The sequence below is a fragment of the Orbaceae bacterium lpD02 genome (genome assembly GCA_036251875.1).
Classification (GTDB): Bacteria; Pseudomonadota; Gammaproteobacteria; order Enterobacterales; family Orbaceae; genus Orbus; species Orbus sturtevantii.
Window position 1 is genome coordinate 1,220,186 of sequence record CP133960.1, and the last position, 14,290, is coordinate 1,234,475.

At 37.5% G+C, this 14,290-nt stretch carries 13 protein-coding genes; 2 read left to right on the forward strand and 11 right to left on the reverse strand.

Going from position 1 to position 14,290, the window contains the following annotated elements:
- Positions 1-9: 9 nt before the first annotated feature.
- The 3 genes from nusB to trmJ form a co-directional block, all read right to left on the reverse strand.
- Positions 10-432, reverse strand: a complete 423-nt coding sequence (gene nusB / locus RHO12_05335) for a transcription antitermination factor NusB (GenBank protein WVD67202.1) — start codon at positions 430-432, stop codon at positions 10-12.
- Positions 433-435: 3 nt separating this feature from the next.
- Positions 436-906, reverse strand: coding sequence for a 6,7-dimethyl-8-ribityllumazine synthase (ribE, locus tag RHO12_05340; protein WVD67203.1), 471 nt, complete (start codon positions 904-906; stop codon positions 436-438).
- Positions 907-1,070: 164 nt separating this feature from the next.
- Positions 1,071-1,802: a tRNA (cytosine(32)/uridine(32)-2'-O)-methyltransferase TrmJ gene (gene trmJ, locus RHO12_05345; GenBank protein WVD67204.1), complete on the reverse strand. Its 732-nt coding sequence runs from the start codon at positions 1,800-1,802 to the stop codon at positions 1,071-1,073.
- Between the two features lie 142 nt (positions 1,803-1,944).
- Here trmJ and suhB point away from each other — a divergent pair, with 142 nt between their 5' ends.
- Positions 1,945-2,748 (forward strand): inositol-1-monophosphatase, encoded by an 804-nt coding sequence (gene suhB / locus RHO12_05350; GenBank protein WVD67205.1) that lies wholly within the window; start codon positions 1,945-1,947, stop codon positions 2,746-2,748.
- Between the two features lie 53 nt (positions 2,749-2,801).
- On the opposite strand, the gene miaE is transcribed toward suhB, so the two are convergent.
- The 5 genes from miaE to murQ form a co-directional block, all read right to left on the reverse strand.
- Positions 2,802-3,575 carry a tRNA isopentenyl-2-thiomethyl-A-37 hydroxylase MiaE gene (gene miaE / locus RHO12_05355; GenBank protein WVD67206.1) on the reverse strand — a complete coding sequence of 258 codons (774 nt, stop codon included), beginning with the start codon at positions 3,573-3,575 and terminating at the stop codon, positions 2,802-2,804.
- Between the two features lie 21 nt (positions 3,576-3,596).
- Entirely contained in the window at positions 3,597-4,517 is a 921-nt protein-coding gene (galU, locus tag RHO12_05360; protein ID WVD67207.1) for a UTP--glucose-1-phosphate uridylyltransferase GalU, read from the reverse strand.
- A 264-nt stretch (positions 4,518-4,781) separates the two neighbouring features.
- Positions 4,782-5,972 (reverse strand): amino acid aminotransferase, encoded by a 1,191-nt coding sequence (locus tag RHO12_05365; GenBank protein WVD67208.1) that lies wholly within the window; start codon positions 5,970-5,972, stop codon positions 4,782-4,784.
- A 216-nt stretch (positions 5,973-6,188) separates the two neighbouring features.
- On the reverse strand, positions 6,189-7,637 hold the full coding sequence (gene murP, locus RHO12_05370) for a PTS N-acetylmuramic acid transporter subunit IIBC (GenBank protein ID WVD67209.1): 1,449 nt from the start codon (positions 7,635-7,637) through the stop codon (positions 6,189-6,191).
- 20 nt (positions 7,638-7,657) lie between these two features.
- Positions 7,658-8,563 (reverse strand): N-acetylmuramic acid 6-phosphate etherase, encoded by a 906-nt coding sequence (murQ, locus tag RHO12_05375; protein WVD67210.1) that lies wholly within the window; start codon positions 8,561-8,563, stop codon positions 7,658-7,660.
- 254 nt (positions 8,564-8,817) lie between these two features.
- Between murQ and RHO12_05380 the strand changes: the two genes are divergently transcribed.
- The gene (locus tag RHO12_05380) at positions 8,818-9,678 is read left to right on the forward strand and encodes an SIS domain-containing protein (protein ID WVD67211.1); all 861 of its coding nucleotides are present in this window, start codon (positions 8,818-8,820) and stop codon (positions 9,676-9,678) included.
- A 54-nt stretch (positions 9,679-9,732) separates the two neighbouring features.
- Here the strand turns inward: RHO12_05380 and RHO12_05385 are convergent, their stop codons facing one another.
- Genes RHO12_05385 through RHO12_05395 form a run of 3 tightly spaced genes read right to left on the reverse strand, consistent with a single transcriptional unit; the run spans position 9,733 to position 14,010 of the window.
- The gene (locus RHO12_05385; GenBank protein ID WVD67212.1) at positions 9,733-11,055 is read right to left on the reverse strand and encodes a DUF1343 domain-containing protein; all 1,323 of its coding nucleotides are present in this window, start codon (positions 11,053-11,055) and stop codon (positions 9,733-9,735) included.
- Between the two features lie 14 nt (positions 11,056-11,069).
- Positions 11,070-12,125: a hypothetical protein gene (locus RHO12_05390; GenBank protein WVD67213.1), complete on the reverse strand. Its 1,056-nt coding sequence runs from the start codon at positions 12,123-12,125 to the stop codon at positions 11,070-11,072.
- A gap of 25 nt (positions 12,126-12,150) precedes the next feature.
- A complete protein-coding gene (locus tag RHO12_05395; protein WVD67214.1) occupies positions 12,151-14,010 on the reverse strand; it encodes a glycoside hydrolase family 3 protein in 1,860 nt (619 codons plus the stop codon).
- Positions 14,011-14,290 lie beyond the last annotated feature (280 nt).

Consider the following 14,290-nt stretch of genomic DNA (forward strand, 5'->3'; position numbering starts at 1 on the left):
CTCGCTATTTTACCTAGTTCTAATTGTTGGTGCGACTTTATCAAGTACGCCATTAATGAATTTATGGCTATCTTCTGCTCCAAATGTTTTTGTTAAATCAATAGCCTCATTAATAACAACTTTATAAGGAACATCTTCACGTTTTAATAACTCATAAACAGCGATACGTAAAATGGCTCTCTCAATTTGACCTAGCTCATCTAATGAGCGTTCATTTAGGTATGAGACCATTTTATTATCAAGATCTGCAGTATTAAGCGCGACACCGTTTAATAGTTCTCGAAAATATTTTTTATCCACACCTTTCATGTCTTGCTCTGCCATAAAGCTGACTTCAACATCGGAAAGATCATTTTTAGAAACCTGCCAAGAGTAAATGGCTTGTACCGCGCACTCTCGAGCTCTACGTCTTGGATTTGTTGTTGAGCTCACGAATTACCCCTTAATGGCTTTTAAGGTATTTAACATTTCTAGCACCGTTAGCGCGGCTTCTGCACCCTTGTTACCCGCTTTAGTTCCTGCTCGTTCAATCGCTTGCTCAATATTTTCGGTAGTTAAAATGCCAAAGCCAATAGGAATTGAATGCTCTAAAGAGACCGATAATAATCCAGAGCTTGATTCCCCAGCCACATAGTCAAAATGAGCAGTACTGCCTCGAATAACCGTACCTAACGCAACAATAGCATCATATTTTTTACTTTGTGCTGCTGCTTTAGCTGCCAAAGGAATTTCATACGCACCAGGAACCTTGATAACAGTAATATTTTTATCATCAACTTGCCCAACACGTTTTAAGGCATCAACTGCACCTTCAACTAAGCTGTCATTAATGAAATGGTTAAAACGCGCCATAATAATAGCAATTTTGGCTTTAGGTGCGGCGACTTGACCTTCGATAGTTTGCATAATAGTTCCTTTAAATCTAGCTAAATTTTGCTTAGCCCTTTAAGAATGCGATAATTTTAGCACAGATTCTAATTTTAGCTATGTTGATTTTAGTTAACCCACAAGAATATAAAATATATTTATTTCAAAAAGTTATGTTAAAACCAGCGATAAATTGAACAAAATTATCTCATCGTTTTATCAATCGATGTCAAAATACCACGCAAAATATTTAATTCTTGTTGCTCAATGCGCGCTCGAGTGAACAATCGCCTTAATCTACCCATTATTTGTCCTGGATGACTAGGGTGAATAAAACCTGTTTGCAATAAAGTTTGCTCTAAATGATGGTAAAAGCGCTCAATATCGCCATCTTTTGGATAGTCGATTGATTCGTTTACTATAGACGGATTATTCTCTAGTCTTAACATAGCCATACGGATTTCGTAGCATAATACTTGAACTGACATCGCTAAGTTTAGTGAGCTGTATTGAGAATTAGCGGGGATAGAGACATGATAATGACATTTTTGTAGTTCTTCATTGGTAAGTCCTACTCGCTCTCGTCCAAATATTAAAGCAATTTGATGACCTAAAACCGCCTCTTCAATAATTTTATCCCCACTTTGAAAAGATTCTAGGTGAGGCCATTGTAAGTGACGCGAGCGCGCGCTGGTACCAATGACGAGCTGACAATCCGCAATCGCATCATTTAGAGAGTCAACGATTTGAGCTTGTTTGACAATATCACTTGCCCCAGCGGCAAGTGATATTGATTGTGAATCAGGCTTTACAATCGGGTTGACTAAGCATAGCTTGGTTAATCCCATCGTTTTCATAGCTCTTGCAGCCGATCCCATATTACCAGTGTGAGATGTTTCAATTAATACAATTTTAATATTATCGAGTAATGACATTTATGATATCCAGTAAAAATTTTACCGTCATTTTAACATAAACTAGAAAAAGCCTAAAATGCTGTTATACTATGCCGCAAAATATTACCCGATTTAATCGGGCACTCATTTTCTGTTCTTTAAAATCAATTGGAAAAACATTATGCATCCGATGCTAAATATCACTATTCGTGCTGCCCGTAAGGCAGGTAACGTCATTATTAAATCTTATGAAAATCCAGCTTCTGTCAAAGTTGATAACAAAGGTGAGAATGACTTTGTAACGAATGTAGACAAAGCCGCTGAATCACTAATTATCGAAACAATAAAAAAAGCCTATCCAGATCATACTATTATAGCTAAAGAAAGTGGTATAACCAAAGGTAGTGATGACGATGTACAATGGATTATTGACCCAATTGATGGTGCAACCAACTTAATTAAAGGTATTCCTCACTGCTGTATTTCAATCGCGGTCCGTCTCAAAGGCAAAACCGAAGTCGCTGTCGTTTATAACCCAATGGCAAATGAGTTATTTACGGCAACAAGAGGACAAGGTGCGCAACTTAATGGTTACCGTATTCGAGTAAATAACGTCAAAGATCTAGAAAATACAGTTTTAGCTATTGGTTTTCCTTATAAACAAAAGCAGTATAGCGATAGCTATTTCAATGTATTACAAAAACTATTTACTAAGTGTGCTGATTTTCGTCGTACGGGATCTGCTGCATTGGATTTGTCTTACATTGCAGCAGGGCGAATTGATGGATTGTTTGAAATTGGTTTGAAGCCTTGGAACATCGCTGCGGGTGAACTAATACTACGCGAAGCTGGCGGAATTTTGACTGATTTTGCTGGCGGTAACAACTACATGGCTTCTGGCAATGTAGTTGCTGGCTCGCCGAAAGTCGTTAAGGATTTTATTACCTTAACACTAAATGATTGGCCTGATCGTTTAAAATGCTAGTTATTTAGCCAAAAATAATCAATTTCATAAAAACCCGTTACGCGGGTTTTTTGTTATCTCGATGGCACACCACTATGGAAACGAAACTCACAATCTTCACGGCTAATTAGCTCTGCTTCTACTTGACCAATTAATTTAACCCTATCATCAATTCCAGTATGACTAATTTTTTGTGCCAATTTAAGGTAATCTTGATAATGCCTTGCCTCTGAACGCAATAATGAAATATAAAAATTGGCAAGTTTCTCATCAACATAAGGCACTAATTTAGCAAATCGTTCACATGACCTTGCTTCAATATAAGCGCCACAAATTAATTTATCGACTAATGTTGCTGGCTCATATGTTCTAACTTGCTGCATCAATCCCTTAGCGTAACGGCTTGCCGTGATACTTTGGTATTTAATATTACGCTGACTCATAATATCGAATACCTGATAAAAATGATGTAACTCTTCTTTAATTAGCGTGACCATTTTATCGACTAACTCCTCGGCATAAGGACAATCTGGGCGAAGGACGAGTTGCTTGGAGATATCGTGATGGCGACTAAGTAATTGATGAAAATCCCCACCTTTATAGTAGATTAAATTCTCATACGGTTGTAACCAATTTAGCAAAATCTCGCTACTTTTTTTATCAATCGCGTATTTACGAACTAGCCAAGCCGCGGTTTGTGCGGCTTTTAGCTCGCAAATCATATGATCAATTAATAAAATTGATAAATTTTCAGCTTTTTTAGCTTCGTCTATCCATAACGAGGGAGTTGGGCAATGCAAAAAAGCATCAATCGGTTCAAGCAATGACTGATATGCAGATAAATTCATGATATTAATCAAGCCAATAGATTACAATTTTAAGCCTTTTAGCCATTTTGTCACATCTTTACCTAATGATTGATGCCTCATCGCATATTGGACAAACGTTTGAACATAACCAAGTTTATTACCGCAATCATGACTCTGTCCTTTAATGCAATAGGCATCAATCGCTTCGTAATTAAGTAACATACCAATGGCATCGGTTAGTTGAATTTCATCGCCTGCTCCCGTAGGCGTTTTAGCAAGTAGTGGCCAAATTTTTTCTGACAATACATAACGCCCAACAATCGATTGATTTGATGGTGCGTCTTGCTGTGAAGGTTTTTCAACTACCCCATACATTTGAGCAGTATTGCCAGCTAATAATTCTTCGCCATGGCAATCAACAATACCATACGATGAAACAAGTGCTTGCTCAACTGGCTCAACCATAATTTGGCTACGCTTTGTTTCATGATAGTTATCTATCATCGCTTTAAGGTTATCTCGGTCTAAATTACTTTCATACTCATCAATAATCACATCTGGTAACACAACCGCAAAAGGCTCGTTACCAACTAAAGGATAAGCACATAAAACCGCATGCCCGAGCCCTTTGGCTAGTCCTTGTCTCACACTACTAATCGTGACATGTTTAGGTAAGATAGATTGCACTTCTTGCAGAAGTTGCCGCTTTACACGAGCCTCTAACATCGCTTCTAATTCAAAGCTAGTATCAAAATGGTTTTCAATCGAATTTTTTGATGAATGGGTAACAAAAATGATTTCAGTTATCCCAGCAGCAATACACTCTTTCACCACATATTGAATCAGCGGCTTATCCACTACTGGCAGCATCTCTTTAGGGATTACTTTAGTTGCAGGTAGCATTCGAGTTCCAAGCCCTGCAACAGGAATAACCGCTTTGGTAACTTTACCTTTTACTGAAAGTTCAAAATTTGAAAACATTGACTATCCTTTTTAACAAAAAATAATTATTTTATTATGTTTAATTCTACTGGAATTAGAACATATTTGTATTTAGCGCTCATAACCGTATTATTAATTACTAATGTAGCAATTAATATCAGTAAATAGAGAAGCAGTAACAAATACTTTACTATAATGGAAAAAAAGTATTTCCTAAGCAAAACTATATAACAATAAGACGTTTTTTTGCTAATGAAAACGTTATTATCAGCTTAAACCATTTCTCCATTTATTGGCATAAAGTTATAAAGAGGCAAATGCCTTGGCAACTTGATAAACATTATTATTGCTCAACCCAGCCACACACATTCGACCACTGCCAATCAGATAAACACCAAACTCTGTTTTTAATCTTTCTACTTGTTGTTTAGTAAAACCGGTATAACTAAACATTCCTTGTTGCTGTAGTAAAAAACTCAAATCACGATCTGGCTCTAACTGTTTTAATGTGTCCACTAAGGTTAATCGCATGTGTGCAATACGCTCGCGCATAGTATTAACTTCGTTTACCCAAATAGCATTTAATTCTGGTTGATTAAGCACGTAAGAAACAATTTGAGCACCCGTATTAGCAGGGCTTGAGTAGTTACGTCTGACGGTAAATTGTAATTGCCCTAACACTCGCGAAGCGGCCTGCTTGTCTTCACAAAGTACCGATAATCCACCTACACGTTCGCCATAAAGTGAAAATGTTTTAGAGAAAGAATTGCCCACTAGACCACATAGCCCTGACGCAGCTAAAGCGCGAATAGCATAAGCATCATCATCAATACCTTTACCAAAACCTTGATAGGCAATATCCATAAATGGAATCAGATCTTTTTCTTTTAGTACTGAAATCACTTTATCCCATTGCTCATTAGTCAAATCTGCGCCTGTCGGGTTGTGGCAGCAAGGGTGTAAAAGCACAATACTTTTTACCGGTAACTGGCTTATCGTTTGTAACATACCGTCAAAGTTAACCCCTCCCGTTTTCTGATCAAAATAGGGGTAATAATTGACCGTAAAACCGGCGCCATTAAATATGGCGACATGATTATCCCAAGTTGGATCACTTACCCAAACTTGTGAAGAAGGGAAATAGCGAAATAAAAAATCTGCGCCAACTTTTAAAGCTCCTGAACCACCTAAAGTTTGAATTGTTGCAATACGCCGAGCTTTAACCGATGAACTTTCAGCGCCAAAAAGTAGTGTTTGAATCGCCGAGCAATAAGAAGGTAATCCACTCATTGGCAAATAAAGTGATGCGCCATGATTAGTTTGGTAAAGATAGTCGGTCGCTTTTTTTACACAGTTTAATCTTGGTACAACACCCTGCTCATCATAATAATAACCAATACTCAAATTAACTTTATTTTCTCGATTATCATTATTAAAATCAGCAACTAAAGAGAGGATTGGATCACCTGCATAGGATTCGACTTTTTCAAACATAATGGTGCCTTTTTATAATTACAAAGATAGTGAAAAATCATTAGCTGATTATTACACCAACTTTTTCACCAATCAATATTTATAACAGATATTTTATTAATATAGTAAGACTCGTTACTTGTATAGCAATCAAACCTAAATTTTAGATGATGAGTTGGCGAGATAGAAACTGCACCATATTTAATTTTATATGGTGCAAATAGCGGTGAGGTTGAGCTAACTCAAGTCAACGTTTTTACAACCACAACAATAAGTAATAATAAAACCAGCGACATAAGTGATCATTAAGCCAACAAAATAGACCAACATAGCTGGAAGAGCACCCTCATATGATGTCATAAAAGGAATCGCGATAATACCAGAAGGTCCAAAAACTGAATTCAATCCCATCGGCAAACCTAGCATGGCGACTAGGCCAATAAAAAATCCCCCTGCTGCACCACCAATACAAGCGGTAATAAAGGGCTTAATACGCGGCAGTGTCACACCATAAATTAACGGTTCACCGATACCTAAAAAGCCAGGGATAATAGCGCCACTGATCTGTTTACGTAATAAGCTACCCTTCGGCGAGCGAACAAATAATGCCAGCGCAGCACCAACTTGACCACCTCCTGCCATTGCAAGTATCGGGAACAAGGAGTTAAATCCTTGATCGGCAACTAATGCAATATATACGGGTACAAAGCCTTGATGAATACCAAACATAACCGCAATTAAAAATAAGCCAGCCAATATTGCCGCACCAATAGGATTGCTATTTAGATGTTTAAATAAAAATGACATTCCATCAAATAAATAAGCGCCCATTGGCATAATCGCTAAGTATGTTACTGCCCCCATAATCAATAGAGTGATTGTTGAAGTAAGTAGCATGTCAAAATTATCCGGTACAAAGCGACGAACCAATCGCTCAACTTTAGCGCCTAAAATCGTCGCAATCAAAATGCCAATAATATTACCACGCGCATCAATAGCAAAACCAAAAAAGTCCTGCATGCCGGAGTAATAACCAACAGTACCCGTGCTATTATACGTTAAGATAAAAAGTGAAGCTAAAATAGCACCATTGACCCCTGAGCCACCAAAAGCTTGTTGAGCATTATAACCAACTAAAATACCTAGAAAAGTAAATAACCCCTTACTAAAAACCTTGGTATAGTTAATAATATCAACCAAAATCAGGCTATGCCCCTCAACACCTAAGACAAATTGCTGCTCAAGTACGGTCGCAATGCCAAGTAATAAGCCGGCGGCAATAAAACCGGGGATTAAGGGCGTGAAAATCGTCGCAAACTTAGCAAAAAAACCTTGGATCATGCTATTTTGTTTCGATTTTAGTTGGCTTTTTTGCGTTTTGGCTATCTCATCTAAAGTTTGCTGGGACTGCTCATCGGGCACAATATCATTGTTTTGTAGTGCGATATCCATTAGCTCTTTCGCTTTTTGCGCTTTGCCCGGACCTAAAATTATTTGCAGTTGATCATCACCATCAATAACACCCATCACACCATCAATTTGTTTGATTTTACTGTGATCTGCAAGGTTGCGATCGTGCAACCCTAAGCGTAAACGTGTCATACAATTGCCATTGCGGGCAATATTGTTACTGCCGCCGACAGCAGCAATAATCTTATTAATCATTTCTTGGTTGATTTTTGACATATTTGCTCCGAATAAAAGCGTTACGAATTGATCGCAGCGCGAATAAAGCCATTATTTTTAGCTAATAACAATTTAGCATCATTAGCACTAAGATTCGTCAGGATCATAACAATCGCGGTTTTACAGTGCCGATCGCATTGAGACAAGGTCTGCTCAGCTTGCTCACGTGAACATTTGGTTGCTTGCATCACGATATTGACTTGTCGTTCAATGAGTTTCTTGTTGGTTGCTTCAACATCAACCATTAAGTTGCCATACACTTTTCCTATTTTTATCATCGCACCCGTGGTAAGCATATTTAAAACTAGTTTTTGCGCTGTACCCGCTTTCATGCGAGATGAACCAGTCACTACTTCTGGTCCTACAACCGGCGTAATTGCAATTGTTGCTAATTTAGCGATCGGGCTATCTGGATTGCAACTCACTGACACCGTAACCGCGCCAAGTTGATTCGCATATTCTAGTCCACCAATAACATACGGCGTTCGGCCACTAGCCGCAATGCCAACTAAGATATCACGTTGATTAAAATCAATCGCTTTTAAATCGTCGATACCCAGTTGAATATTATCTTCAGCATTCTCAACAGCTTTAAAAATAGCCGTATGACCACCCGCAATAAGACCAAGAACCATTTCAGCTTTAGTGCCATAAGTTGGCGGACATTCACTTGCATCTAAAATACCTAAACGGCCCGAAGTCCCCGCTCCACTATAAATCAATCGACCGCCCTGCATAAATGCCTGGCTTATAGCATCAACCGCAAGTGCTATATGTTCCAATTCCTTTTCTACTGCAACAGCAACTTTTTTATCTTCGTCATTAATTACTTTCAACATATCCATTGTCGACAAATTATCAATTTGTTCACTGTAAGGATTACGACTCTCGGTTACCATTGTGGTTAAATCAATATGATTTTTCATGCTATAATTACCCTTTATTCAACGCAAAGGAATATATTATTCCTTTTATTTATTCAAAAGAAAATAATTTATCCTTTAATATGTGAAGTAGATCAAATTATTACTTTAACTATAACAATAGTGATCGCTGATGTAATCATAAGTTGTCAGTGATTTTAATGTCGGGTATGATTTTAGTGCTTTGCTGTACAGATGCGGGGTGTATCTTACCGTAGAGTAAATGTCCTGTTAGATATGCTAATACGGAGTAAATTGTGAATATTGTTGAAAACTTAAAAATAAATCTTGAGAATTTTTCAAGTGGGCAAAAAAAAATAGCGCAGTATATTTTACAACATAAAGATGGGATTGCTGAATTACCTTCGCAAATTTTGGCACAAAAAATTGGCGTTAGCCAATCAAGTATTATTAAGTTTATTCAATCTTTAGGCTTCGACGGCTTCACGCAATTTAAGCTGCAACTAGCCTCTGATATTATTCGCAATAATATCAATGATAAACAATTATTCCCCTTACATAATCAAATAGAACGGACTGACTCATTTGAAATCGTCGCCGAAAAACTTCTGCAGGAAAAGCAACAAGCCCTCGCACACACAACCGCCAATGTTAATTTTCAGGTACTGAAAAATCTTACTAAGCAGATTATTAAAGCGCAGCGCATACAAATTATCGGTATCGGCAACTCGGCCCTTACCGCAAAAGATTTAGCCTATAAATTACAAAAACTTGGTCTCGCAGTTAGCGCTGAAGCGGATACGCATATTCAGCTGGCTATTGTTCAATCCTTGAAAAAGACAGATTTACTAATTGCAATATCTTATACTGGTAAGCATAAAGAAATTTGTTTGTCAGCGCAAACAGCGAAAAAAAATGGCGTACCCGTCTATGCCATAACCTCATTACAACAAAGCCCATTACGTAAAATAGCCGACTATATTCTTGACACCGTTGCCGATGAAGTTCATAGCCGCAGCTCATCGATCTCATCTCGAACAGCACAAAACACCATTAGTGATTTAATTTTTATGGGGGTGATCAAATTAATAGGTGAAGACGCAGAGAAGAGTATCAAAAATAGTTCGAATATAATTAAACAGTTACAAAATATATAACATAAGTATGCCTTATTAAAGGTGATTTTAATAAGGCAAATATCGGCGGCAATGTTATGGGTATAAACGATACTGCTCGCGTAGCTTATTATAATCATTAAGCTCCGGTTGCCAGCTTTGTTCTATCATTTCAATCGTCTGCTCTTTAGTTAAACCTTGCGCCGTTGCTGACAGTAATTGCTGTAATAATTGATTATCACCCGCCACTTTAGCCAACCAAAGTGGTCTACTTACAAAATAAGTTTGTTGGTTTTTCAAATAGTCTTTTTCTTCATTTTCATTAGCCGAAAGCTTATAACCATTTTCTTGAAATTTAAACCACCAATCGACTAAATAGCCAATGGTTGGTTGTACGCTTTGTGACAGCTTCTCACCATATACTTTTTTCCCTGCCTGTGGCCAGCCCCCTTTAGCAATTGCATCACTAACTGTATAACTGGTATTAACATAAAAACGTTCATCGCTAAAGCCAATCTGCTCAAAAGGATGTTCACTACCACGCCCAGTATTTACGCTGGTTGCTTCAAAAAAACCTAACGATGGATAGAGCGCAATCGATAAGTCGGTTGTTAAACTTGGTGATGGCGGTACAGGTAACGAATACGGCATATCATGTTGATAATTTTCCATCGCAATAACGTATAAATCTTCGGCAGGAAATTGATGTTCAGCTTGCTGATGTGCTTGCCAGCTTCGGTGGTCAAAATTGGTTAACCACCCTTCATTGACCATCATTTTTGCAAATTCGCCCGAGGTTAACCCATGCACCATCGGAACCGGATCGATGCCAATACCTGACATGTAGGGTTCTTTTAATATCGGGCCATAAACGTATTGCCCTACTGGATTTGGCCTATCAAAAACCATCAGTGATTTTTGGTATTTTTGCAGACTTTCTAGTAAATAGTGCATTGATACGGTATAGGTAAAATAACGTACGCCGACATCTTGTAAGTCGTAAATAACGACATCAACATCATCTAATTGTTGCTGGGTAGGATTGGCACGTTCACGACCATCACTATCTCGTCCATACAGCGAAATAATCGGTAATCCTGTTTTGGCATCGACACTATTACTGTCACCAAATCCCGCTTCCTCTTTGCCTCTCAATCCGTGTTCAACCGAAAAGAGCTTAACAACCTTGAAACCGTATTTTTCTTGCTCGGCAAGCAATTTATCAATGGTATGAACGCCCTTTGAATCAAGGGAACTTTGGTTAACCATCAAGGCAACATTTTTACCTTTTAACAAAGGACCATAGACCGCATCACGATCAGCACCTAGCTTAAAGCCAGGTGTTGTTGCCATAATATTAAATGAGTAGGTTAAAAAAAAAGCGATGACCGCAATCCATTTCATTAGTGAAAATCTCATTATTATTCTCCCTACTAAAAATTATGCCGAAGTTCTAGTGCCATAAAGATAAATTGGTTTCTTTTTCTTACACCCTTTTCCCACATTTTTTCCGGTCGATAATAAAAATCGGTAAATAGTGAGGTTTGTCTGGTAAATGGATAGATGGATTGGAATCCATAACGGCTACGATTTTTCTCTCTAAATACTGTTTGGATATTATCAGAATTTCGGAAACTCTGCTTAGCATGCTTTAATGAAAAACGAGTATAGGGTATCACCCTAAAACCATTATCAAATTTATAATTGTACATTGCCCATAAAAAATGCTCTTTGTTATATAGCGTATTGACAAATTTTTCATTAATATTTAAATAATAAAGCGTTAGCGCATTCTTGGCATTAAATCGATAAGTGCCACCAGCAAAGTGCTCATTAATATGTCCCCAATCACTTTTTGATACATTAGGTTTATTTTGTTGAGCATAATCAAGTCTGCGATCAAGAAAACGAAATGAAAAACTGGCTAGAAAACTGAGATTATCAGAATATTTATACGAAAATGACGGTTTTACCCAATATTCATGACGCTCTTCAGCCGTACGAGTAAGCGCTGTAGCTGAAACTTTTGGACCATAATGCCAATTATCATTACGGTAACCTAAACGCAGTTTAAACCCAGCGTCTTTATCGGCTAGCTTAAATGGAAATGAGCGGGTAACACCAAACTGAAATCGAGTTCGATTGTAGGCATGATTGCGGTCGACATAAGTTTTTAAAAACTGAAGATCATATAACCACGCTGAATTATCTTGATAAATAAAGGCACCAATATAAGGGGACGTGGCGATACTCCCAACAGCTAAGTGCCAGTCTTTATCGTGATCACGCTCTTGCTCCGAACCGATATAGCTGTCCACATGCCATTTATCGCCGGTATTTTTCTTTAACTCGCTAAGTTTTTGATTCAATTTTGCAATTTCAGCTTCATAAGAGGCAGAAACACTTTCATCACTACTTTCATCGGCATAAGCGGTCGATAACCCCAAGGACATTAATGTTGCAAGCAACAAAGGAACATATTTTTTCATCTTATTTTATCCTTATTAGTGTTAATTAATAGCTTAAACCATGTCCGTATGGATAAATTACTTGCTCTAAATCGGCAGATTTAATATCAACAGGTAACTTACCATGCGGATAATTAAGGATTTTACCCGATGACTCAAATAGGGTTCGAATACCGCTACGAATATTGGTTTCTAAGCTATTTCTAACATTATTGGTTACATCAAAACCAGTGATACCATAAATCGCAATATTGGCATCAACATTATCTAAATAGGCAATATCATATGGATTACGGCTAGAAATCACCACAACTGGAACATTTTGCGCTTTCGCAACATCGATAATCGCTTGTGCATTATAAGGATTATTAGTCAAATTATACGTCGTTAACAGCACCAGATCTTGGCCCGCAATTTGTTTAGTTAATGTATCTTTATCGCTATCATTAGCCATCATTTTAACGACGTAGTCCGTGATATCGATATTTACCGCAAACGTATCACTTAACGCTTTTAAATGTTTAGCAATCAGCTCATTACGTGGCAATTCATCAGAAAAAATAACGATTTTATTCTCTGGCTGTAATTTATATGGTAATAGCGCGTTATTTTTGATCAAAGTAATTGAGGCTTCAGCCACTTTATTTTCAATATCTTTGTTTAAAGGGGACGCAACAACATCATTAGCCAATGGAATATTAATTTCGTTCACGGCTAATTTTTTTGCTAATTTGGTTTTAACAATACGCGTCGCTGACTCATCAATTTGCTGCATTAATAGTGGATCTTTGATTGCCTCTTGCTTCAGATACTGGTACAAACTCTCAATTTTTTGTACGTCATCTTGATTCTCAACCGCGAGCGGCATTAAAACGATATCGTTACCGGCCATAATCGCTTGTTTGATAGACCAGTTTTTATCAAAGTTACTGGCGATCGCCCCCATGTCCATCGCATCGGTAATGATTAATCCTGAGTAGCTTAATTCTTTACGCAAAATATCCGTTAAAATTTTACGGGATAATGTAGCGGGAGTCCCCATTTGCGTATTATCTTTAGTGGTTAACATATTGCTGTCTAAAGCGGGAACCACAACATGAGCCGTCATAATGGCATCGCTATCATCCATCAGCGCAACGAAAGGGGATAATTCAAAATTACGCCAAGTTTGTTCATCAATATTTATGGTTGGCAAGGCAAAATGGGTATCGGTTGCAACATTACCATGACCAGGAAAATGCTTTAGCGACGTCATAATACCGTATTGATGGATACCATCAATATAGCTTCTAGCAAGATCGGTTACTAATAGTGGGTTATCGGAATAAGAACGCACGCCGATAACGGGGTTATTTTGATTATTATTAATATCAACGACAGGGCCAAAATTAAAATTGAAACCTAAGTTAGACAGCTCATAACCATGAACCATACCTGAAATACTGGCTAAAGTAGGTGAACGCGTTGCACCAAGCGCCATATTGCCGGGCATTTCGGTTCCTTGCTGTAAACGTGTAACATACCCCCCTTCTTGGTCGGTACTGATGAAAAGCGGTAAATTGCTACGAGCTTGCTGTAGGCTATCAATCAACTTAGCCATCTGCTCAATATTAATTAAATTTTCTCTAAATAAAATTACCGAGCCAAGATGATATTGCTTAACAATATTACTGATGTCAGAAGTTGGTTCAGTAACAGCTTTTTTATTTTGCTGCTCATCAAGCCCCCATTTACGAAAATCAAACATCAGCATTTGACCAATTTTTTCTTCAAAACTCATCTCATTTACGATCTGTTTTGCTGATGTTTCTGGTGATTGCCAATATTGCTTTAATGCATCATTGCTGACAACCGCGCCGAGGGAAGTACCTGATAATGCAATTAAGAGTAGTAATAATTTTTTCATCGCAAATCCTTATATTCAATTAACTAACTTATTTCGGCTGACATAATAAGTGTTTTTAGGTTATTGTGCTGTGATGAAAGTCTCATTTTCATATAAATAGGAATAATTAATTCTAAATTTTAATGAAAACAATAATAAAAGCTTCCTTCTATTTTTTCAGTAATGAGGGGGTAAATTATCAAAAGATTAGTGACAGGTTGAATTTACGAAGGATGAAATACCATAGTAAACCTTGGATAAATTAAACCGTTTATAGACGTGCTAATTGTCTATTTTTTGG